The following is a 20,716-nucleotide window of genomic DNA, read 5'->3' on the forward strand; positions in this document are numbered from 1 at the left end:
ATAAATTGTTAAAGAGCAGTTGCAACGCGGCTTTCAGCTCACCGTTGCGAGGTCCCGTATATTACGTTTTCCTCATTCAGAGTCAAGCGATTATTTTCACTTTTCTCTGTTGGCGTTCATCTCTGAACCCCGCTAACCCGGCGGCCTGTAAGCCGTTGTTCCGTGTCAGTGGAGGCGCATTATAGGGAGTTCTCAGACGTTGACAACCCCTCTTTTAAAAAAAACTTTCAACCGTCTCTTTTTTGCTCAAAACCGTGCTACAGCGCCAGTTTTTCGAGCGTTTCAAAGCCATAACGGCGTAAAACGGGTAAAAGTTGCTCAGTCTCTTTCGTGATAGCCATGCAAAATGCGATATTTGCATCGGTAGATTTCGCATCCGGCGCTTCATGCTCCAGCAGCCAGGCCGTACGACGGGCGATCGCCGCACCAGAATCCACCAGCCGCGTCCCCTCCGGAAGCACTTCTAATAGCTCTTCCTGCAAGAGAGGGAAGTGGGTGCAGCCCAGCACAACCGTATCCGGTGGTTCGGGCATCCGCAGCCACGGACGAAGAATACGACGCAGCTCTTCGAGCGATACCGTCTCGCCGTGCAGTTTCGCTTCCGCCATCTCCACCAGCTCTGCGGAGCCAAGCATTGCAATCTGGCATTCGTTAGCAAAACGGTCGATCAGCTCGCGGGTATAAGGACGCTTCACCGTGCCACGCGTGGCCAGCAAGCCCACGATACCGTTCGCCGTCAGGCGCGCGGCAGGCTTTATGGCAGGAACAACGCCCACAACCGGGAACTGGAATTTTTCACGCAGGGCGGGAAGAGAAACGGTGCTCGCCGTATTACAGGCAATGACCGCCAGCGCAAGGGGATAGCGCTTTTGTACCGCGGTGACGATTTCAACCACGCGCTCAACGATAAAGTCCTCACTCTTTTCCCCATACGGAAAAGCGACGTTATCGAAGGCGTAGATGTAATGGAGATCCGGCAGGAGATGCCGAATCTCATCGTAGACCGAAAGCCCACCGACGCCGGAATCAAACACCAGCACGGTAGGGCGCGGATTAGAAGGTGTAGCTGCCAGACAAGGTGTATTCCCGTCCTGCAGTTTGGTAGCCATAAACTGTCTCGTAATCTTTATCGAACAGGTTGGCTATTTTACCACGAACTGTGAGGTGTGAGGTGACCGGATATGAAACTGCGACATCCCACAGGCTCACACCGCCCATTTTCACTTTTTCTGACGGATAAGAACCAAAGTCAGTGTCGTAACGCGTGCCGAGATAGTGATACGTCAGGCTCCAGTCGAAATCATAGATCTGCGTATCGAGCTGATATTTCACCTGCTGCTTAGCACGCCGGTCCAGAAGTTCGTTGGTCGCCGCATTTCGGGCATCCACATAGTCGTAGCCAACGGTATGCGTCAACGGACCTGTATCAAACGACGCCGTCGCTTCCACACCCTTAATGCGTGCTTTACCGACGTTGTAATATTCCTGAAGGTTATTATTGAAGTCGATGAGATTATCAACGTCATTACGATAGCCAGACACGCGCCAGCTCACGCCTGCCGTCAGGCCTTCAAACGCCCCTTCCCATTGCTTGCTCTCTTCTGGATCAAGATGGTCATTGCCATAGAAGCCATAGAGTTGACCCAGATTCGGGGCTTTGTAGGCCGTACCATAAGAAGCAATGAAGCGGTAGCCGTCCACGAACTCCCACGCTGCACTGCTTTGCCAGGTGCCATGGCGACCAAACTGAGAGTTGTCATCGCTGCGAACCGCCCCTTCCAGAGTGAAATCGCCCAGCTGCTGCAGCCCGGTCAGGTAGACGCCGGTGTTACGCAGGTTGTAGCCGTTGGTCACGTAGTTTGTACCCGGCTCGGTGCTCTGCTTCTGCCAGTCAACGCCTGCACCAATGTTCCCGTGCCCCACATCAACGGAGTTGAGCCACTGAACGTTGTACTGTTTGATTTCATCCAGCGTGGCCGTCGAATCGTAACGGCCCAAATTAGGGTCGTAGTTATAGTCTTTGCTGTGGCTATAGCTGGTGAGCAGCTGTGAATGGAAGATGTCCTCGTTGAAGCGTAATCCTGCGTCCCAGGTCTGGCTATAGAGCTGGCGGGTATCGACCAGAACGTCAGGGGTAAATGAGCTGTAGTAACCGTCATAGGCCGTACGGTTGCTGTAGCCAAAGCCGCGAACAAATCCGCTCCACTGGTCTGAGAATGCGTGATCCAGTGCGCCGTAGAGCGTTTTATTCATAAATCCGTCGCGATCGGTCTGGGCAAGGCCACCATTGTTGCCGTCCGCAACCACATCGAAACCTTTGGTATAGGTGTAATCCCCCGCCAGCGTGACGCGCGTGCTGTCGCCCAGCGTTTGCTGGGTACTGCCGCCATAATTCTGGTAACCGTGCGACCCTACGCCGGCATTCAGCGTCGTACCGTCCTTCGTGCGGGTGGTAATAATGTTGACTACACCGCCAATCGCATCCGAGCCGTAGACCGCCGAACGCGGTCCACGCACATATTCGATACGCTGCACCAGGGAGATCGGGAACTGGCTGAGATCGGATGACCCCGTGACGCCCGCCTGGTTAAGGCGGATGCCGTCAACGAGAATCAGGACGTGGCTGGAGTTGGTGCCACGGATAAAGAGAGAAGAGAGTTGCCCCATCCCGCCATTTTGCGCCGTGTCCACACCGGGCAGGCGACGCATAACGTCCAGCACCGAGGTTGATTGCCAGCGGTCAATATCGGCACGCGTAACCACCGACGTTGCTGCCAGAATAGTTTTTTCAGGTTGTTCAAAACGATTTGCCGTCACCACCAACGAGTCAGCGCTATCCTGCGCCCAGCCCGAAAATGCCGTGACGGACAGCGCCGTCAACAGCGATACTTTTTTAATCATTGTTAAAGCATCCACAATATAAGAAGGATGCCGCAGGCCTCATCTATAGCACGCGATGATGAAACCAAATGCGACGTGATCCCGGCAGGTCTTCGGGCTAGGTGGCGTTATACGGATGAAGACTTCCCATTTTCACAGTGTCTACAGCTCTCATCCCGCCAGTCTTTACCGCTGCGCGTCAGCTCCAGATTTTCACTGGATTCCCTTTTCACTCTCAGGAGACCGGAAACAGAATGCTACAATTAGACACGTATAGATGTCCAGACAGCTATTGGCCATTAAATCTGGACATCCCCTGAACAATCCCTACAATCCCCGCGTAATTCTTTATCACTCAGGACGCATCATGACCCCAGAACACCTCCCGACAGAACAGTACGACGCGCAGCTGGCCGAGAAAGTTGTCCGCCTGCAAAGTATGATGACGCCTTTCAACGCGCCCGTTCCCGAGGTGTTCCGCTCCCCTGTCAGCCACTACCGCATGCGCGCCGAGTTCCGCATCTGGCATGACGGCGACGACCTGTACCACATCATTTTCGATCAGCAGACCAAATCGCGCATTCGCGTGGACAGCTTCCCGGCAGCGAGCGAGCTTATCAACCAGCTGATGACGCTGATCATTGAAGGCGTACGCAACAATCCGGTGCTGCGCAACAAGCTGTTCCAGATTGACTATCTGACCACGCAAAGCAATCAGGCGATTGTCTCTCTGCTGTACCACAAAGCGCTGAACGACGAATGGCGCGAGCAGGCCGAAGCCCTGCGCGATGCGCTGCGTGCGCAGAACATCAACGTACACCTGATTGGCCGCGCGACCAAAACCAAAATCATGCTGGATCAGGATTACGTCGACGAGCGTCTGCCGGTGGCAGGTAAAGAGATGGTTTACCGTCAGGTGGAAAACAGCTTCACCCAGCCGAATGCCGCGATGAACGTGCAGATGCTGGAGTGGGCGCTGAAGGCGACGGAAGGGTCTAAGGGCGATCTGCTTGAGCTGTACTGCGGTAACGGCAACTTCTCGCTGGCGCTGGCGCGTAACTTCGAACGCGTGCTGGCAACGGAAATCGCCAAGCCGTCGGTAGCGGCCGCGCAGTACAACATCGCCGCTAACCATATCGATAACGTGCAGATCATTCGCATGGCGGCAGAAGAGTTCACCCAGGCCATGAACGGTGTACGCCAGTTTAACCGCCTGGAAGGGATCGATTTGAAGAGCTATCAGTGTGAGACGATTTTTGTCGACCCGCCGCGCAGCGGCCTGGACAGCGAAACCGAGAAGATGGTGCAGGCGTACCCGCGTATTTTGTACATCTCCTGTAACCCGGAGACGCTGTGCAAGAATCTGGAAACATTAAGCCAGACGCACAAGGTTGAACGTCTGGCGCTGTTCGATCAGTTCCCGTATACGCACCATATGGAGTGCGGTGTACTGCTCACGGCGAAGTAACTAGCCGGCGTTTTTGGCAGGTGGCGCTTCGCTTACCTGCCCTACTCAGACCTCATTACTCTGGCAGTTGACTCTTGCGGCTACGCATGCGCGAGCCAATCCAGAACACCAGCGCCACGGACAGTACCGCAGGGAAGAAGTTAGAGCCGATATCCGGATACTCCGCGCGCACCACGGTGCTATACAGCAATACGCCCAGAATAAAACAGGCAGCGGCCAGCCCCGGTAACCCAACCGGCATCGTACGGTTCAGGTAACGCTGATGCAGGCAGTAGACCGTCAGCACCAGCGCAATAAGCGGGAAAATCGAAAATGGCACGATGGAGCTAAAAATAGCGGCAAACGTGCCATTAATGGATAAGCCAGCGATCAATGCCAGCAACAGCGTCCCTTTATCCTGACCTGACTGTTTCATTACTCACCTTCACTCTTCGGTTTGATGTGCCAGTTTCTCTTGTTCACGGCGATACCAGTAGTACGCGCCTTTGGAGATCATCCTGAGCTGCAATACCAGTCGCTCTTCAAGCTGCTTGCGTTGTTCAATGCTGACGTCCAGCGCTTCGGCACCCGCGCTGAACACAATCGTCACCATCGCCTCGGCCTGTGCTTCAGTAAAGGCACGCGGCATATGGTTTTCGAGTTCAAGATAGTCGGCAAGTTCCGCGATGAAGTGCTGAATTTCCCGCGCGACGGCGGCACGAAACGCTGCCGATGTGCCCGAACGCTCGCGCAGAAGCAGACGAAACGCGTTGGGGTTATTGCCGATAAATTCCATAAACGTCGACACGGAGGTGCGGATCACGCTGCCGCCTTTGGCGATACGCTGACGCGCCTGGCGCATCAGCTGGCGCAGCATCAAACCGCTCTCGTCGACCATGGTCAGGCCCAGTTCATCCACATCACGGAAGTGACGATAGAAGGACGTTGGCGCAATCCCGGCCTCGCGTGCGACTTCGCGCAGGCTCAAACTGGCAAAACTCCGCTCAGCACTCAGTTGACTGAATGCGGCTTCCACCAGCGAACGCCGGGTTTTCTCTTTTTGTTGTGCTCTTACGCCCATCACGATAGTTGAATCCTTCCAAAGGCCTGATGGCACTATACCAGAGAATAAAATTAATCTGTTTGCTCAGCTTTGTGAATGATTGTTTACGTGCGGTTTGTGCTCCACTGCCGGAAAAAAGCACAACGATAATTGGGTTACCCTGGCAATGATGTTATGATTCTGTTGCTTTTATGTATAAGAACAGGTAAGCCTTGCCATGCCACATTCCTACGATTACGACGCAATAGTTATTGGTTCCGGCCCCGGCGGCGAAGGTGCTGCTATGGGTCTGGTGAAACAGGGAGCCAGAGTAGCGGTCATCGAGCGCTACCACAATGTCGGCGGCGGTTGCACCCACTGGGGCACCATCCCATCGAAAGCCCTCCGCCACGCCGTTAGCCGCATTATCGAATTTAACCAGAACCCTCTTTACAGCGACCACTCCCGACTTCTTCGTTCCTCCTTTGCCGACATCCTGAATCACGCGGATACCGTCATTAACCAGCAGACGCGCATGCGTCAGGGCTTTTATGAGCGTAACCATTGTGAAATCCTGCAGGGCAACGCGCATTTTGTGGATGAACACACCCTGGCACTCGAATGCCACGACGGTTCGATTGAGACGATCACCGCTGAAAAATTTGTGATTGCCTGCGGTTCACGCCCTTACCATCCGGCCGACGTCGACTTCTCACACCCACGCGTCTACGACAGCGACTCCATTCTGAGCCTGCACCATGAACCCCGCCACGTCATTATCTATGGCGCAGGGGTCATCGGCTGCGAATACGCGTCGATCTTCCGCGGAATGGATGTCAAAGTTGACCTGATTAACACCCGCGACCGCCTGCTGGCGTTCCTCGATCAGGAAATGTCAGACTCTCTCTCCTACCACTTCTGGAACAGCGGCGTGGTGATTCGCCACAACGAAGAGTACGAGAAAATAGAAGGCTGCGATGACGGTGTGATCATGCACCTGAAGTCCGGTAAGAAGCTGAAAGCCGACTGCCTGCTGTACGCCAACGGCCGTACCGGCAATACCGATTCACTGCGGCTGGAAAATATCGGGCTTGAAACAGACAGCCGCGGTCAGCTGAAGGTCAACAGCATGTATCAGACCGCGCTGCCGCACGTATACGCGGTGGGCGACGTAATTGGCTACCCGAGCCTGGCCTCCGCCGCTTACGATCAGGGCCGCATTGCCGCTCAGGCGTTGGTGAAAGGCGAAGCGACGGCGCATCTGATCGAAGATATCCCGACGGGGATCTACACCATTCCGGAAATCAGTTCTGTCGGGAAAACCGAGCAGCAGCTGACGTCAATGAAGGTGCCTTACGAGGTAGGTCGTGCCCAGTTTAAACATCTGGCGCGGGCGCAGATCGTGGGGATGAGCGTAGGTACGCTGAAAATTCTGTTCCATCGCGAGACGAAAGAGATCCTCGGGATTCACTGCTTTGGTGAACGCGCGGCGGAAATCATTCATATCGGCCAGGCAATCATGGAGCAGAAAGGCGGTGGTAACACCATTGAGTACTTCGTTAACACCACCTTTAACTACCCGACCATGGCAGAAGCCTATCGGGTAGCCGCGCTGAACGGCTTAAACCGCCTGTTTTAACGCGCTGTCGAAATGGCCATCCATCGCACCGCGGATGGCCTCTGCCAGCTGCTCATAGCGGCTGCGCAGCGGTGACCCTGGGCGATACACCAGGCCAATGGTGCGACGCGGCTCCGGCTTAATGCACGGAAGGTACACCACGCCATCACGCTTACGCTCGCGCGGCACGGCCAGCGCAGGCAGCAACGTAATACCGCTTCCCGCCGCCACCATATTACGCAGCGTTTCCAGACTGGTTGCGCGGAAGTGGGTATCTTCGTCAGCGCCCGCTTCGAAGCAGAAGCCCATCGCCTGATCGCGCAGGCAGTGACCGTCTTCCAGCATCAGAAGCTTTTCCCCGGCCAGATCGGCCATCGGCACGCGATCGCGGTTCGCCCACGGGTGATCTTCATAGATCGCCAGCATCATCGGCTCATCGAACAGCGGTACTTCAATAAACGCTTCGCTCTCTTTTACCAGCGCCAGAATGGCGCAGTCGAGCTTGCCGCTGTCCAGCTGCGCCAGCAGCTGATGGGTTTGCGCTTCGTGCAGATACATTTCGAGTTTCGGGAACGTCTGGTGCAGCATCGGAATGATGTGCGGTAACAGGTACGGGCCAACGGTTGGGATCAGGCCAATATGCAGCGGGCCGGACATGGCCTCTCCCTGCTGGCTTGCCATTTCCTTGAGCACTTTGACCTCGCGCAGCACGGTGCGCGCCTGATCCACCAGCAGAAGACCGGCCTGGGTGAACAGCACCTTACGGCTGGTGCGCTCCAGCAGCATCACGCCCAGCTCGTCTTCCAGCTTGCGGATCTGCCCGCTCAGCGTCGGCTGGCTGACGTGGCAGGAATCTGCCGCGCGGCGAAAGTGACGATGCTCGGCTAACGCTACCAGGTATTCAAGATCACGAATATTCATTATTCATCCTCCGTCGCCACGATAGTTCATGGCGATAGATAGCATAGCAATGAACGATTATCCCTATCAAGCATTCTGTTGAATAATACGCCACATAGACGAGGCGGCCGTGTTTGACCCTTGACGTCCCCGCACCGTCAGCGAGTTTCTCTCAAAACTCGAACAACTAAAGCCAACGTGAACTTTTGCGGACCCCGTGGTCCGCTTTTTTTTTGCGTAAAAAAGCCTGGCGCTAAGCCAGGCTCCGTTTTTCTCCCTCTCCCTGTGGGAGAGGGCCGGGGTGAGGGCACCAGCCCGCACGGTTCAAATCAGGCGGTTTTTCGCATCCGCAATCGCCTGCGCCACCTGCTTCGGCGACACGCCGCCTTTCGCCGCACGCTTATCCAGGCAGGACTGCAGCGCCAGAATCGGGTACACATCCTCCCCGATCGTCGCGCTGAATTTTTGCAGGTCGGCCAGCGCCAGATCTTCCAGCGGTTTACCCTGACGAATCGCTTCCACTACCGCTTCGCCCACAATATGGTGCGCCTCGCGGAACGGTACGCCCTTCGCGACAAGGTAGTCCGCCAGTTCGGTAGAGTTGGCATAGCCCTGCTGCGCCGCTTCCTGGCAGCGCGGACGTTTCACCTGAATGCCGTCCAGCACCAGCGCGCCCATGTGCAGACAGTCCAGCCAGGTGTCGAGCGCGTCGAACAGCCCTTCCTTGTCTTCCTGCATATCTTTGTTGTACGCCAGCGGCAGCCCTTTCAGGGTCATCATCATGCCGGTCAGCGCGCCCTGCACGCGACCGCACTTGCCGCGGATCAGCTCCAGCGCGTCCGGGTTTTTCTTCTGCGGCATCAGGGATGAGCCTGAGGTCACGCGGTCAGACAGCTCAACGAAGCCCGCTTCACCGGAGTTAAAGAAGATCAGGTCTTCGGCAAAGCGCGAAAGATGCACCATCCCGATAGAGGCATTGGAGAGCAGCTCCAGCACATGGTCACGGTCAGATACGCTGTCCAGGCTGTTGCGGGTGGCGGAAGCAAAGCCCAGCCATCCTGCCAGCTGCTCGCGGTCGATTTCATACGCCGTACCGGCCAGCGCGCCGCTGCCCAGCGGGCTGACGTCCAGACGCTTCAGGGTATCCTGCAGACGGCTTTCGTCACGCGCCAGCATCTCAACGTAGGCCAGACACCAGTGCGCAAAGGTCACCGGCTGCGCGCGCTGCAGGTGGGTATAACCCGGCATCACCGCGTCCTGATTGTTCTGCGCGGTCTCTACCAGCGCACTTTGAAGCTGACGGTTGGCCGCCAGTAGTTCGCCAACGGTCTCTTTACACCACAGCTTCAGGTCGGTGGCGACCTGGTCGTTACGGCTACGACCGGTGTGCAGCTTTTTACCCAGCTGGCCGACTTTGTCGATCAGCTTGCCTTCCACCCAGCTGTGAATATCTTCGGCATCGCTCTGCAGGATTTGCTGCGGATCCAGACGCACCTCTTCCAGCAGGTTGTTCAGCGCCTCTTCCAGCTGCTGCTGTTCGTCTGCGGTCAGTACGCCAACGGTCACCAGCGCTTTGGACCAGGCCACAGAGCCGACAATATCCTGTTCGGCCAGGCGGTAGTCGAAGCGCAAAGAGTCGTTGAACTGTTTGAACCGTTGATCCGCTGCCTGTGTAAAACGCCCACCCCAAAGTGCCATAACATCGTTCCTTTATTCGTTAGTTCCGCCGGGTGGCGCTTCGCTTACCCGGCCTACGGTCATTCACTAAAAACTTACGCTAAAATACGCGTGCCAATCGGCGTGCCGTTAAACAGCGCCGGGAGCTGCTCCGCGTGACGCCAGGAGGCGATATCCACCGGGCGGCCCAGCGTGCGCGCCGCATCCAGCGCGGCGTTCACTTTGACGATCATGCCGTCGGTAATAATGCCCTGAGCGATCAGCTGCTCGGCTTTGGCGGCGGTCATTTCCGCTATGCGCTGGCCTTTACCGTCGAGAATGCCGCTCACGTCGGAGAGCAGGATCAGGTCTGCGCCCAGCGTGGCCGCCAGCGCGGTTGCCGCCTGGTCCGCGTTAACGTTCATCAGCTCGCCCTCTTCGGTCACGCCGATAGAGCTCACCACCGGCAGGAAACCGCCTTCCAGCAGGGTGTTAATCAGCTTAGGCGAACCTGGCTGCGCCAGTCCAACATGGCCGAGCGCTTCGTCGAGCTGGGTCACTTTTACGCTGTCACCGTCGCCCAGGTAGAGGCCAACGGACGCAATATGGTGTTTCTTCGCCCATGCCAGCAGCGTTTTGTTCGCCGTGCCCGCCAGCGCGCCGGTAATGATGTCAATCTGGTCAGCAGGCGTGACGCGCAGGCCATTTTTCTTTTTCACCGGCAAATTCAGCCCTTTCATCAGCTCATCCACCACGCAGCCGCCGCCGTGCACAATCACCAGCGGACGCTGGTGCGATTCGCGATAGTTCACCAGCGCGGTAAACAGGCGCGCCAGCGCTTCTTCACTGTCCAGCAGTACACCACCGAGTTTGATAATTAATGGGTTCATCATCACACCTTAAATAAGAGCCTGCGTTTCAGGGAAGCCGAAACGAATATTTGCACACTGCATTGCCTGTGCGGCAGCGCCTTTGAGTAAGTTATCTTCTGCGGCGACCACAATCAGATGCTCGCCCTGTACGGCAAAGCCGATATCGCAGAACGGCAGGCCAACCACGTTTTTGAGCGCCGGCACGCCTTTGTCGTACAGACGCACCAGCGGCTTATCCGCATACGCCTGCGTGAAGGCCTCGCTCACCTGCTCTTTCGTCACGCCCGACTTCAGGCGACAGGTGATGGTTTCGAGGATCCCGCGCGGGAAGCTACCCAGGTGCGGGGTAAAAATCACCTCCGCGCCCAGATGGGTGGTGATTTCAGGATGATGGCGGTGATTAAACACGCCATACGGCTGAAGGCTCACTTCGCAGAAGCTGTTGGAGATAGCGGCCTTGCGCCCCGCACCGCTCACGCCGCTGGTGGCGTTGATCACCGGCCACTGGCTCAGATCCAGCAGACCGGCGTCGATCAGCGGCTTCAGGGAGAGCTGCGCCGCCGTCGGGTAGCAGCCCGGCACGGCAATCAGGTTCGCTTCTTTCAGTTTATCCGCACTCCACTCCGCCAGGCCGTACACCGCTTTTTCAAGCAGATCCGGATGCTGATGAGTGAAGCCGTAATATTTTTCGTAGAACGCGCCGTCGTTAACGCGGAACGCGCCGGAGAGGTCAAACACCACGCAGCCGGCCGCCAGGAACTGCGGCGCAAGGTCGTGGCTGACCTCGTGCGCGGTGGCTAAAAACACCACGTCGACGCCGTCGGTAAACTCGCTGATGTCAGACATCGGCTGCAGCGGCAGATCGACCATGCCCTTAAGCTGCGGATGCAAATCGGAAATTAACTTTCCTGCATCATTGCTTTGCGCTGACACGGTCAAAGCGGTTATGGTCATATGAGGGTGGCGATTTACGTAGCTTACAAGCTCTGCGCCCGCATAACCGCTAGCGCCTACAATCAGCGTATTCAACATCGGGTTCCTTTATGCTCAACGTTAATGTATTTTTATTCACATTTATTGCATGAATATTGATACTATCACGACCTAAGGTGTGTCAACAATGAAAATGAACTTACCGCCATTTATCGAGATCTACCGCGCCCTGATTGCCACACCGTCCATCAGTGCGACCGAAGAAGCGCTGGATCAGAGCAATGAGTCTTTAATCAATCTGCTGGCGGGTTGGTTTAGCGATCTTGGGTTTAACGTTGAGGTTCAGCCCGTCCCCGGAACACGCCACAAATTTAACCTGCTCGCCAGCACCGGAACCGGCGCGGGCGGCCTGCTGCTGGCCGGCCATACCGACACCGTACCGTTTGACGATGGCCGCTGGACGCGCGATCCGTTCACCCTGACCGAGCATGACAACAAGCTCTACGGTCTGGGCACCGCCGACATGAAAGGCTTCTTCGCCTTTATCCTCGACGCGCTGCGTGACGTGGACGTGACGAAGCTGAAAAAACCGCTCTACATTCTTGCAACCGCCGATGAAGAGACCAGCATGGCGGGCGCACGTTATTTCTCTGAAAACACGTCGATTCGTCCGGACTGCGCGATCATCGGTGAACCGACCTCTCTGCAGCCGATTCGTGCGCACAAAGGCCATATTTCTACCGCGGTGCGCGTGCTGGGCCAGTCCGGTCACTCCAGCGATCCGGCGCGCGGCGTGAACGCCATTGAGCTGATGCACGACGCCATCGGCCGCATTATGACCCTGCGCGACGACCTGAAAGAGCGGTATCACTACGAGGCTTTCACCGTGCCGTATCCGACGCTGAACCTCGGTAGCCTGCACGGCGGCGATGCGTCCAACCGCATCTGCGCCTGCTGCGAACTGCATATGGATATCCGTCCGCTGCCGGGCATGACGCTGAGCGATCTGGATGGCCTGCTGAATGAAGCGCTGGCCCCGGTGAGCGAGCGCTGGCCGGGACGCCTGACGGTCTCCGAACTGCATCCGCCAATCCCGGGCTACGAATGCCCGCCAGACCATCAGCTGGTTCAGGTGGTGGAAAAACTGCTCGGCGAGAAAACCGACGTGGTGAACTACTGCACCGAAGCGCCTTTTATTCAAACGCTTTGCCCGACGCTGGTCCTCGGCCCTGGCTCCATTAATCAGGCCCACCAGCCGGATGAATATCTGGAAACTCGCTTCATCAAGCCCACCCGCGAGCTGATTACCCAGGTTGTGCATCACTTCTGCTGGCATTAAAACCGCACCGAAAAGTCCCCTCTCCCTGTGGGAGAGGGTTAGGGTGAGGGCAACAAATCGCATGATCACCGTCACATTTCCATAAGCATCTCTTATCTGACGCAATGCGAATTAAATTTCGTAAATTGCCCGCATTTATTCGTTTGCTGAACCGTTTTCGCAGCAATTGACGACGGGGGTTTTACGTGGCTTTATAAAGGGAGATGACAAAATAATGTCCAGAAGATTTTCGCCTGGGCATAAACAAAAATGATGGGGTGACTGGGTTTTTATGAACGAACAATATTCCGCGTTGCGTAGTAATGTCAGCATGCTCGGCAAAGTGCTTGGAGATACCATCAAAGACGCGCTGGGGGAGAACATCCTCGACCGCGTTGAAACCATCCGCAAGCTGTCCAAATCTTCCCGTGCCGGTAACGAGGCCAGTCGTCAGGAGCTGCTCACCACCTTGCAGAACCTCTCTAACGATGAGCTGCTGCCCGTTGCCCGCGCCTTCAGCCAGTTCCTGAACCTGGCAAACACCGCTGAGCAATACCACAGCATTTCGCCAAACGGCGAAGCGGCCAGCAACCCGGAAGTCATTGCCCGCACCCTTCGTAAACTGAAAGACCAGCCAGACCTCAACGAAGCCACCATCAAAAAAGCGGTGGAGTCCCTTTCGCTGGAGCTGGTGCTGACCGCACACCCAACCGAAATCACCCGTCGTACGCTGATCCACAAGATGGTGGAAGTAAACAGCTGCCTGAAGCAGCTGGATAACAAAGACATTGCCGACTACGAGCGCAACCAGCTGATGCGCCGTCTGCGCCAGCTGATTGCCCAGTCCTGGCATACCGATGAAATTCGTAAGCATCGCCCAAGCCCGGTCGACGAAGCCAAATGGGGCTTTGCGGTGGTGGAAAACAGCCTGTGGGAAGGGGTACCAAACTACCTGCGCGAGCTGAACGAACAGCTGGAAGAAAACCTGGGCTATCGTCTGCCGGTAGACTTTGTGCCGGTGCGCTTCACCTCCTGGATGGGCGGTGACCGCGACGGCAACCCGAACGTGACCGCGGAAATCACCCGTCACGTCCTGTTGCTGAGCCGCTGGAAAGCGACCGACCTGTTCCTGAAGGATATTCAGGTGCTGATCTCCGAGCTGTCCATGGTTGAAGCGACGCCGGAACTGCGCGCGCTGGCCGGTGAAGAAGGTGCCAGCGAGCCGTACCGTTTCCTGATGAAAAAGCTGCGCGGTCAGCTGATGGCCACCCAGGCGTGGCTGGAAGCGCGCCTTAAAGGCCAGCGCCTGCCGAAGCCGGAAGGTCTGCTGAGCCAGAACGAACAGCTCTGGGAGCCGCTGTACGCCTGCTATAAATCACTCCAGGCCTGCGGGATGGGCATCATCGCCAACGGCGAACTGCTCGATACCCTGCGCCGCGTGAAGTGTTTCGGCGTACCGCTGGTGCGTATCGACGTGCGTCAGGAAAGTACCCGTCATACCGAAGCGCTGGGCGAGCTGACCCGCTATCTCGGCATTGGCGACTATGAAAGCTGGTCCGAAGCCGACAAGCAGGCGTTCCTGATCCGCGAATTGAACTCCAAGCGCCCTCTGCTGCCACGCAACTGGGAGCCAAGCAACGACACCCGCGAGGTGCTCAACACCTGTAAAGCGATCGTCGATGCGCCGAAAGGATCGGTGGCCGCCTATGTGATCTCTATGGCGAAAACCCCGTCCGACGTGCTGGGTGTTCATCTTCTGCTGAAAGAAGCGGGCATCGACTACGCCCTGCCAGTCGCCCCGCTGTTTGAGACCCTCGACGACCTGAACAACGCCAACGACGTCATGACCCAGCTGCTTAACATCGATTGGTATCGCGGCTTTATTCAGGGCAAGCAGATGGTGATGATTGGCTATTCCGACTCCGCGAAAGATGCGGGCGTGATGGCGGCGTCCTGGGCGCAGTATCAGGCTCAGGATGCGCTGATCAAAACCTGCGAGAAAGCCGGTATCGAGCTGACCCTGTTCCACGGTCGCGGTGGCTCCATTGGCCGCGGTGGCGCGCCTGCTCACGCGGCGCTGCTGTCACAGCCGCCGGGAAGCCTGAAAGGCGGCCTGCGCGTGACCGAGCAGGGCGAGATGATCCGCTTTAAGTACGGCCTGCCGGAAGTGACCATCAGCAGCCTGTCGCTCTATACCAGCGCGATCCTGGAAGCGAACCTGCTGCCGCCGCCGGAGCCAAAAGAGTCCTGGTGCCGCATCATGGACGAGCTGTCAGATATTTCCTGCGACCTGTACCGCGGCTACGTGCGTGAAAACAAAGACTTCGTGCCTTACTTCCGTTCAGCCACGCCTGAACAGGAGCTGGGTAAACTGCCGCTGGGCTCGCGTCCTGCAAAGCGTCGCCCGACCGGTGGCGTTGAATCCCTGCGCGCCATTCCATGGATCTTCGCCTGGACGCAGAACCGCCTGATGCTGCCCGCCTGGCTGGGTGCCGGTGCCGCGCTGCAAAAAGTGGTGGAAGACGGCAAACAGAACGAACTGGAAACCATGTGCCGCGACTGGCCCTTCTTCTCTACCCGTCTGGGCATGCTGGAGATGGTCTTCTCGAAGGCCGACCTGTGGCTGGCGGAATACTACGACCAGCGGCTGGTGAAACCAGAGCTGTGGGCGTTGGGTAAAGAACTGCGCGAACTGCTGGAAGGCGACATCAAAGTGGTGCTGGACATCGCCAACGACTCGCACCTGATGGCGGACCTGCCGTGGATCGCCGAGTCAATCCAGCTGCGTAACATCTACACCGACCCGCTGAACGTTTTACAGGCTGAACTGCTGCACCGTTCCCGCCTGGCGGAAGAGGAAGGTAAAGAGCCGGATCCTCGCGTTGAACAGGCGCTGATGGTGACGATTGCGGGCGTTGCGGCGGGTATGCGTAACACTGGGTAATGCTTTATGCCGGGCAGGCGTTTTTAGCGCCGCCCGGCACGTTTCGGTAGTCTTCTCATGTATTCCGATATCACCCGAATTTTGGCTGACCTGGTGAACCGTACGTTACCGCTGGGTAAGATTCATTTCTCAGCGCTGGCTGAACAGCATCCCCGAACATCTCCCTGCCTCGTCATTACCCTTGCTCCCCCCTGTGAGGCGATATTTTCATCCTTTGGACACATCACGCTTCCACCGCCTAACGCCCTGAGCATACATTTCGGTAAGCAGCAGCTGACTCTCGATTTACAGCGTGACAACGCGCTTTTGCAGCAGCTGCAGGTTCCCCGGCGTGGCCCGCGAACGGGTGCTTTTCTTCTGCAAGCGCTCACCGAATTACAGATGCAGCCAGACGAGCAAGACACAGCCATGCTGGTGGTATTAAGCTTGCTCAGCCACTGCCGGGATCTGCTTGGCAGTGACATCCACACCGCTAACCGCAGCCGGGCGCTATTCGAAGCCGTTCGTAGCTATATCGAAGAAAATTACGCCTCTTCTTTAACGCGCGAATCCGTGGCACAGGCGTTCTACATCTCGCCGAATTACCTTTCCCATCTCTTTCAGAAGATCGGCCACGTGGGGTTCAACGAGTATCTGACACAAACGCGGCTGGAACATGCGCGCCAGTTGCTAAAAGGCTACGATCTCAAAATTAAAGATATTGCCGCACGCTGCGGATTTCCTGACAGCAACTACTTTTGTCGCCTCTTTCGCAAGCACACCGAGCGTTCCCCTTCCGAATATCGTCGCCAGTATCACAGCCAGCTTATCGCCAAAAAATAGCATTGTGATCGCTATCGCACTTCGCTAATGACATTACATTTGTCCAGTATTTGGCAAAATTGACCTGTATCCGCCGCACTCAGCCGGGCCTTATCCTTTATTCAACCTTTCTGACTTAAGGAAAAATAATGGAACTGTATCTGGATACCGCGAACGTGGCGGAAGTGGAACGCCTTGCACGCATCTTCCCCATCGCGGGCGTCACCACCAACCCAAGCATCATTGCCGCCAGCCGTGAATCCATCTGGGACGTGCTGCCGCGGCTGCAAAAAGCCGTCGGGCCGAACGGTACGCTGTTTGCTCAAACCATGAGCCGCGACGCCGAAGGCATGGTGGCGGAGGCCAAACGCCTGAGTAACGCCATCCCGGGTATTGTGGTGAAAATTCCGGTCACCGCGCAGGGGCTTATCGCCATTAAAGGGCTGAAAAGAGAGGGTATCACCACGCTGGGCACCGCCGTTTACAGCGCCGCTCAGGGTTTACTGGCCGCGCTGGCAGGCGCGAAATACGTTGCGCCGTACGTCAACCGCGTCGACGCACAGGGCGGCGACGGTATTGGCATGGTACAGGAGCTGCAGTCCCTGCTGGAACTGCATGCGCCGGAAAGCATGGTGCTGGCTGCCAGCTTTAAAACACCGCGTCAGGCGCTGGACTGCCTGCTGGCCGGATGCGAGGCAATCACGCTCCCCTTAGACGTAGCGCAACAAATGCTCGGTACCCCAGCGGTAGAGTCGGCCATAGAAAAGTTCGAGCAGGACTGGAAAAACGCGTTTGGTAACCTCAATCTCTAAGGGAGAACTGTTATGGACCGTATCATTCAATCGCCGGGGAAATATATCCAGGGCGCGGATGTGCTGACCCGTCTCGGCGACTATCTGAAACCCCTGGCAAACCGCTGGCTGATCGTCGGCGATAAGTTTGTGCTGGGTTTTGCCGAAGACCCCCTGCGCCAGAGTTTTAAAAAAGCCGAACTGCATGCCGAAATCGCGCCGTTTGGCGGCGAATGTTCGCAAAATGAAATCGATCGCCTGAAAAAGTTGGCCGACAGCGCCGACTGCCTGGCAGTACTGGGGATTGGTGGCGGTAAAACGCTTGATACCGCGAAAGCGCTGGCTCACTTTATGGACGTACCGGTCGCCATTGCGCCGACTATCGCTTCCACCGACGCGCCGTGCAGCGCCCTTTCCGTTATTTACACCGACAGCGGCGAGTTCGATCGCTACCTGATGCTGCCGCACAACCCGAACATGGTCATTGTGGATACGAAAGTAGTAGCAGGTGCGCCTGCACGTCTGCTGGCCGCCGGGATTGGCGACGCGCTGGCGACCTGGTTTGAAGCACGCGCCTGCTCGCGCAGCGGCGCGACCACCATGGCCGGGGGTAAATGTACACAGGCGGCATTAGCGCTCGCCGAGCTGTGCTACAACACGCTGGTTGAAGAGGGTGAAAAAGCGATGCTGGCGGCGGAACAGCATGTGGTAACGCCTGCGCTGGAACGCATTATCGAAGCCAACACCTATCTCAGCGGCGTCGGCTTTGAAAGTGGCGGGCTGGCGGCTGCACACGCTATTCATAACGGCATGACGGCGGTGCCTGACGCGCATCACTTCTATCATGGGGAAAAAGTGGCGTTTGGTACGCTGACGCAGCTGGTGCTGGAAAACGCGCCGGTAGAAGAAATTGAGACCGTCGCGGCGCTTTGCCACAGCGTAGGGCTGCCGATCACCCTGGCACAGCTGAACATCAAAGAGGATATTCCGGCCAAAATGCGTCTGATTGCCGAAGCCTCTTGTGCGGAAGGAGAAACGATCCACAACATGCCGGGGGGCGTCACGCCGGATCAGGTGTATGCGGCGCTGCTGGTGGCAGACCAGTATGGACAGCGATTCCTGCAGGAGTGGGAGTAATAAAAAAGCCGGGTGGCGCTGCGCTTACCCGGCCTACATGGCACTTTAATTTGTAGGCCGGGTAAGGCGTAGCCGCCACCCGGCACAATGGCTACTTCACGTCAAACCGATCCAAATCCATCACCTTCGCCCATGCGGCAACGAAGTCACGGACAAACTTCTCGTGTGCGTCGCTGCTGGCGTAAACCTCGGCCAGCGCGCGTAGGACGGCGTTAGAACCGAAGACCAGGTCGGCGCGGGTAGCGGTGTATTTCACTTCACCGCTGGCGCGATCGCTACCGGCAAACAGCTCGTTTGAATCGTCGGTCGCTTTCCACTGCGTGTTCATGTCCAGCAGATTCACGAAGAAATCATTGCTCAGCACGCCTTCGCGGTTGGTGAACACGCCGTTCTTACTGCCATCAAAGTTCGTGCCCAGCACGCGCAGGCCGCCGATCAGCACCGTCAACTCAGGTGCGGTCAGGGTCAGTTGCTGGGCTTTGTCGATCAGCAGCGACTCGGTGGTAGACACATCCACCTGTGCGCGATAGTTGCGGAAGCCGTCGGCAATCGGTTCGAGCAGGTTAAACATCTCGATATCCGTCTGATCCTGACGTGCATCCACACGGCCCGGCGTGAACGGCACGTTGACGTAAACGCCCGCGGCTTTCGCCGCCTGCTCAACGCCCACAACGCCCGCCAGCACGATGATATCCGCCAGCGAGGCTTTATTGGTGGTGCGCTGAATAGCTTCCAGAGCCGGTAACGCACGTACCGCCGCAGCGTTCACGTCCCAGTCGCGCTGAGGCGCCAGCGCCAGACGCGCGCCGTTGGCGCCGCCGCGCTTGTCGCCACCGCGGAAGGTCGATGCAGACGCCCATGCCACGGAAACCAGCTCGCTCACGGAGAGGCCAGAGGCCGCGATTTCCGCTTTCAGGCTTTCAATGTCTTCCTGCGTTGGATGGAACACCGGCTGAGGCAGCGGATCCTGCCAAATCAGATCTTCTTTCGGCACTTCCGGGCCGATGTACCGCGCTTTTGGCCCCATATCACGGTGGGTCAGTTTGAACCACGCGCGCGCGAAGGCTTCGTTAAAGGCCTGCGGATCGTTCAGGAAGCGACGAGAAATTTTCTCGAATTCCGGGTCGAAACGCAGCGTCAGGTCGGTGACCAGCATGGTTGGCTTACGTTTTTTCGACGGGTCAAACGGGTCAGGCATGATTTCCGGCGCATCCACGGCTTCAAACTGAATCGCGCCTGCCGGGCTGCGGGTCTGCACCCATTCGTATTTGAACAGGTTCTCGAAGAAGTAGTTGCTCCACTGGGTCGGAGTTTGCGACCAGATGACTTCCAGCCCGGAGGTGATGGCGTCAGCGCCAATACCGGTGCCGTGCGTGCTGGCCCAGCCTAAGCCCTGCGCTTCAATCGGCGAGGCTTCCGGATCGGTACCTACGTGCGTGGCTTCACCCGCGCCGTGGGTTTTACCGAGCGTATGGCCGCCGGCAATCAGCGCGACGGTCTCTTCGTCGTTCATACCCATGTTGCCAAAGGTGGCGCGGATTGCCGCCGCAGCAGACAGCGGTTCACCGCTGGCGTTTGGCCCTTCCGGGTTCACGTAAATCAGCCCCATTTCGGTGGCCGCCAGCGGGCGCTTCGCCAGTGCTTCCGGGTCACGGTGGGTCAGCCAGGCTTTTTCATCACCCCAGTTCACGTCCAGATCCGGTTCCCAGACGTCTTCACGACCGGCGCCAAAACCAAAGGTGCGGAAGCCGGAGTTCTCCAGCGCCACGTTACCCGCGAGGATAAACAGGTCGGCCCAGGAGATTTTTTGTCCGTATTTTTGCTTGATTGGCCACAGCAGGCGGCGCGCTTTATCCAGGCTGACGTTATCAGGCCAGGAGTTCAGCGGCGCAAAGCGCTGTTGGCCGCGTCCGGCGCCGCCGCGTCCGTCAACGGAGCGGTAAGTACCTGCCCCGTGCCAGGCCATGCGAATAAACAGACCCGCGTAGCTGCCCCAGTCGGCAGGCCACCACGGTTGAGAATCGGTTAACAGGGCTTTGAGATCGCCCTTGAGGGCGGAATAGTCGAGCTTGCTGAATTCTTTGCGGTAGTCGAAGTCTTCACCCAGAGGGTTCGAACGGTTGGAATGTTGGTTTAGAAGATCGATGCGGAGTTGTTTAGGCCACCACTCTTTGCTGCCGGTACCTGCGCCCGCGCTGTGATCGACGCCGCCCTGATGGAACGGACATTTGCCGGCGGATGCCGCGTTATTGGTCTCGTCTGACGTGCTCATCGCTATGCTCCCTTTACAGTGATACCGTTACGATATACACCACTAGCAATAAGATATAGTTGAATTAATCCACAGATTCGATAGTTAATACCTTTTAACTTTTTA

The 20,716-nt window shown here is 57.2% G+C and carries 16 protein-coding genes and 1 riboswitch; of the genes, 7 read left to right on the top strand and 9 right to left on the bottom strand.

Features of this window, described 5'->3' with window-relative positions; translation table 11 throughout:
• Positions 1-257: 257 nt before the first annotated feature.
• Together murI and btuB are read right to left on the bottom strand one after the other, a co-directional pair.
• Positions 258-1,109: a glutamate racemase gene (gene murI, locus IM295_RS07595; protein WP_028014824.1), complete on the bottom strand. Its 852-nt coding sequence runs from the start codon at positions 1,107-1,109 to the stop codon at positions 258-260.
• Positions 1,054-2,901 (bottom strand): TonB-dependent vitamin B12 receptor BtuB, encoded by a 1,848-nt coding sequence (btuB, locus tag IM295_RS07600; RefSeq protein ID WP_182034787.1) that lies wholly within the window; start codon positions 2,899-2,901, stop codon positions 1,054-1,056. The genes murI and btuB overlap by 56 nt, the downstream gene beginning before the upstream one ends.
• A gap of 65 nt (positions 2,902-2,966) precedes the next feature.
• Positions 2,967-3,143: riboswitch (cobalamin riboswitch) on the bottom strand.
• 104 nt (positions 3,144-3,247) lie between these two features.
• On the opposite strand from btuB, the gene trmA reads away from it, so the two are divergent.
• Positions 3,248-4,348 (top strand): tRNA (uridine(54)-C5)-methyltransferase TrmA, encoded by a 1,101-nt coding sequence (gene trmA / locus IM295_RS07605; protein ID WP_028014826.1) that lies wholly within the window; start codon positions 3,248-3,250, stop codon positions 4,346-4,348.
• A 55-nt stretch (positions 4,349-4,403) separates the two neighbouring features.
• On the opposite strand, the gene IM295_RS07610 is transcribed toward trmA, so the two are convergent.
• Together IM295_RS07610 and fabR are read right to left on the bottom strand one after the other, a co-directional pair.
• Entirely contained in the window at positions 4,404-4,763 is a 360-nt protein-coding gene (locus IM295_RS07610; protein ID WP_008501783.1) for a YijD family membrane protein, read from the bottom strand.
• Between the two features lie 9 nt (positions 4,764-4,772).
• Positions 4,773-5,411 (bottom strand): HTH-type transcriptional repressor FabR, encoded by a 639-nt coding sequence (fabR, locus tag IM295_RS07615; RefSeq protein ID WP_008501784.1) that lies wholly within the window; start codon positions 5,409-5,411, stop codon positions 4,773-4,775.
• A 196-nt stretch (positions 5,412-5,607) separates the two neighbouring features.
• Here fabR and sthA point away from each other — a divergent pair, with 196 nt between their 5' ends.
• Positions 5,608-7,008, top strand: coding sequence for a Si-specific NAD(P)(+) transhydrogenase (sthA, locus tag IM295_RS07620; RefSeq protein WP_045260262.1), 1,401 nt, complete (start codon positions 5,608-5,610; stop codon positions 7,006-7,008).
• Here sthA and oxyR read toward each other — a convergent pair.
• From oxyR to argC, 4 genes are all read right to left on the bottom strand, one after another.
• Positions 6,991-7,908 carry a DNA-binding transcriptional regulator OxyR gene (gene oxyR, locus IM295_RS07625; RefSeq protein ID WP_025758848.1) on the bottom strand — a complete coding sequence of 306 codons (918 nt, stop codon included), beginning with the start codon at positions 7,906-7,908 and terminating at the stop codon, positions 6,991-6,993. The genes sthA and oxyR overlap by 18 nt on opposite strands.
• Before the next feature lie 303 nt (positions 7,909-8,211).
• A complete protein-coding gene (argH, locus tag IM295_RS07630) occupies positions 8,212-9,585 on the bottom strand; it encodes an argininosuccinate lyase (protein WP_193066487.1) in 1,374 nt (457 codons plus the stop codon).
• Positions 9,586-9,659: 74 nt separating this feature from the next.
• The gene (argB, locus tag IM295_RS07635; protein WP_193066488.1) at positions 9,660-10,436 is read right to left on the bottom strand and encodes an acetylglutamate kinase; all 777 of its coding nucleotides are present in this window, start codon (positions 10,434-10,436) and stop codon (positions 9,660-9,662) included.
• 6 nt (positions 10,437-10,442) lie between these two features.
• Positions 10,443-11,447 (bottom strand): N-acetyl-gamma-glutamyl-phosphate reductase, encoded by a 1,005-nt coding sequence (gene argC / locus IM295_RS07640; protein WP_049138075.1) that lies wholly within the window; start codon positions 11,445-11,447, stop codon positions 10,443-10,445.
• A gap of 88 nt (positions 11,448-11,535) precedes the next feature.
• Between argC and argE the strand changes: the two genes are divergently transcribed.
• The 5 genes from argE to IM295_RS07665 all read left to right on the top strand — a co-directional run bounded on the left by argE (position 11,536) and on the right by IM295_RS07665 (position 18,339).
• On the top strand, positions 11,536-12,687 hold the full coding sequence (argE, locus tag IM295_RS07645) for an acetylornithine deacetylase (RefSeq protein ID WP_028014830.1): 1,152 nt from the start codon (positions 11,536-11,538) through the stop codon (positions 12,685-12,687).
• A 271-nt stretch (positions 12,688-12,958) separates the two neighbouring features.
• Entirely contained in the window at positions 12,959-15,610 is a 2,652-nt protein-coding gene (gene ppc / locus IM295_RS07650; protein WP_041911805.1) for a phosphoenolpyruvate carboxylase, read from the top strand.
• A 57-nt stretch (positions 15,611-15,667) separates the two neighbouring features.
• Positions 15,668-16,432: an AraC family transcriptional regulator gene (locus IM295_RS07655; RefSeq protein ID WP_063944046.1), complete on the top strand. Its 765-nt coding sequence runs from the start codon at positions 15,668-15,670 to the stop codon at positions 16,430-16,432.
• Positions 16,433-16,560: 128 nt separating this feature from the next.
• Positions 16,561-17,223: a fructose-6-phosphate aldolase gene (fsa, locus tag IM295_RS07660; protein ID WP_193066489.1), complete on the top strand. Its 663-nt coding sequence runs from the start codon at positions 16,561-16,563 to the stop codon at positions 17,221-17,223.
• A 12-nt stretch (positions 17,224-17,235) separates the two neighbouring features.
• Positions 17,236-18,339 (top strand): glycerol dehydrogenase, encoded by a 1,104-nt coding sequence (locus tag IM295_RS07665; RefSeq protein ID WP_193066490.1) that lies wholly within the window; start codon positions 17,236-17,238, stop codon positions 18,337-18,339.
• A 91-nt stretch (positions 18,340-18,430) separates the two neighbouring features.
• Here IM295_RS07665 and katG read toward each other — a convergent pair whose 3' ends face one another.
• Complete coding sequence (gene katG, locus IM295_RS07670) at positions 18,431-20,611, bottom strand: catalase/peroxidase HPI (protein WP_028014834.1); 2,181 nt, start codon at positions 20,609-20,611, stop codon at positions 18,431-18,433.
• Positions 20,612-20,716 lie beyond the last annotated feature (105 nt).

The sequence above is a fragment of the Enterobacter cloacae complex sp. P14RS genome (assembly GCF_014895895.1).
In the GTDB taxonomy this organism is placed as follows: Bacteria; Pseudomonadota; Gammaproteobacteria; order Enterobacterales; family Enterobacteriaceae; genus Enterobacter; species Enterobacter bugandensis.

What these genes read in the sequence shown, in the direction of transcription:
- argC (WP_049138075.1), bottom strand. Translation starts at nt 11,447, where the DNA reads ATGTTGAATACGCTGATTGTAGGCGCTAGCGGTTATGCGGGCGCAGAG.
- argE (WP_028014830.1), top strand. Translation starts at nt 11,536, where the DNA reads ATGAAAATGAACTTACCGCCATTTATCGAGATCTACCGCGCCCTGATT.
- IM295_RS07665 (WP_193066490.1), top strand. Translation starts at nt 17,236, where the DNA reads ATGGACCGTATCATTCAATCGCCGGGGAAATATATCCAGGGCGCGGAT.
- fsa (WP_193066489.1), top strand. Translation starts at nt 16,561, where the DNA reads ATGGAACTGTATCTGGATACCGCGAACGTGGCGGAAGTGGAACGCCTT.
- sthA (WP_045260262.1), top strand. Translation starts at nt 5,608, where the DNA reads ATGCCACATTCCTACGATTACGACGCAATAGTTATTGGTTCCGGCCCC.
- oxyR (WP_025758848.1), bottom strand. Translation starts at nt 7,908, where the DNA reads ATGAATATTCGTGATCTTGAATACCTGGTAGCGTTAGCCGAGCATCGT.
- argB (WP_193066488.1), bottom strand. Translation starts at nt 10,436, where the DNA reads ATGATGAACCCATTAATTATCAAACTCGGTGGTGTACTGCTGGACAGT.
- katG (WP_028014834.1), bottom strand. Translation starts at nt 20,611, where the DNA reads ATGAGCACGTCAGACGAGACCAATAACGCGGCATCCGCCGGCAAATGT.
- argH (WP_193066487.1), bottom strand. Translation starts at nt 9,585, where the DNA reads ATGGCACTTTGGGGTGGGCGTTTTACACAGGCAGCGGATCAACGGTTC.
- IM295_RS07610 (WP_008501783.1), bottom strand. Translation starts at nt 4,763, where the DNA reads ATGAAACAGTCAGGTCAGGATAAAGGGACGCTGTTGCTGGCATTGATC.
- IM295_RS07655 (WP_063944046.1), top strand. Translation starts at nt 15,668, where the DNA reads ATGTATTCCGATATCACCCGAATTTTGGCTGACCTGGTGAACCGTACG.
- ppc (WP_041911805.1), top strand. Translation starts at nt 12,959, where the DNA reads ATGAACGAACAATATTCCGCGTTGCGTAGTAATGTCAGCATGCTCGGC.
- murI (WP_028014824.1), bottom strand. Translation starts at nt 1,109, where the DNA reads ATGGCTACCAAACTGCAGGACGGGAATACACCTTGTCTGGCAGCTACA.
- btuB (WP_182034787.1), bottom strand. Translation starts at nt 2,901, where the DNA reads ATGATTAAAAAAGTATCGCTGTTGACGGCGCTGTCCGTCACGGCATTT.
- trmA (WP_028014826.1), top strand. Translation starts at nt 3,248, where the DNA reads ATGACCCCAGAACACCTCCCGACAGAACAGTACGACGCGCAGCTGGCC.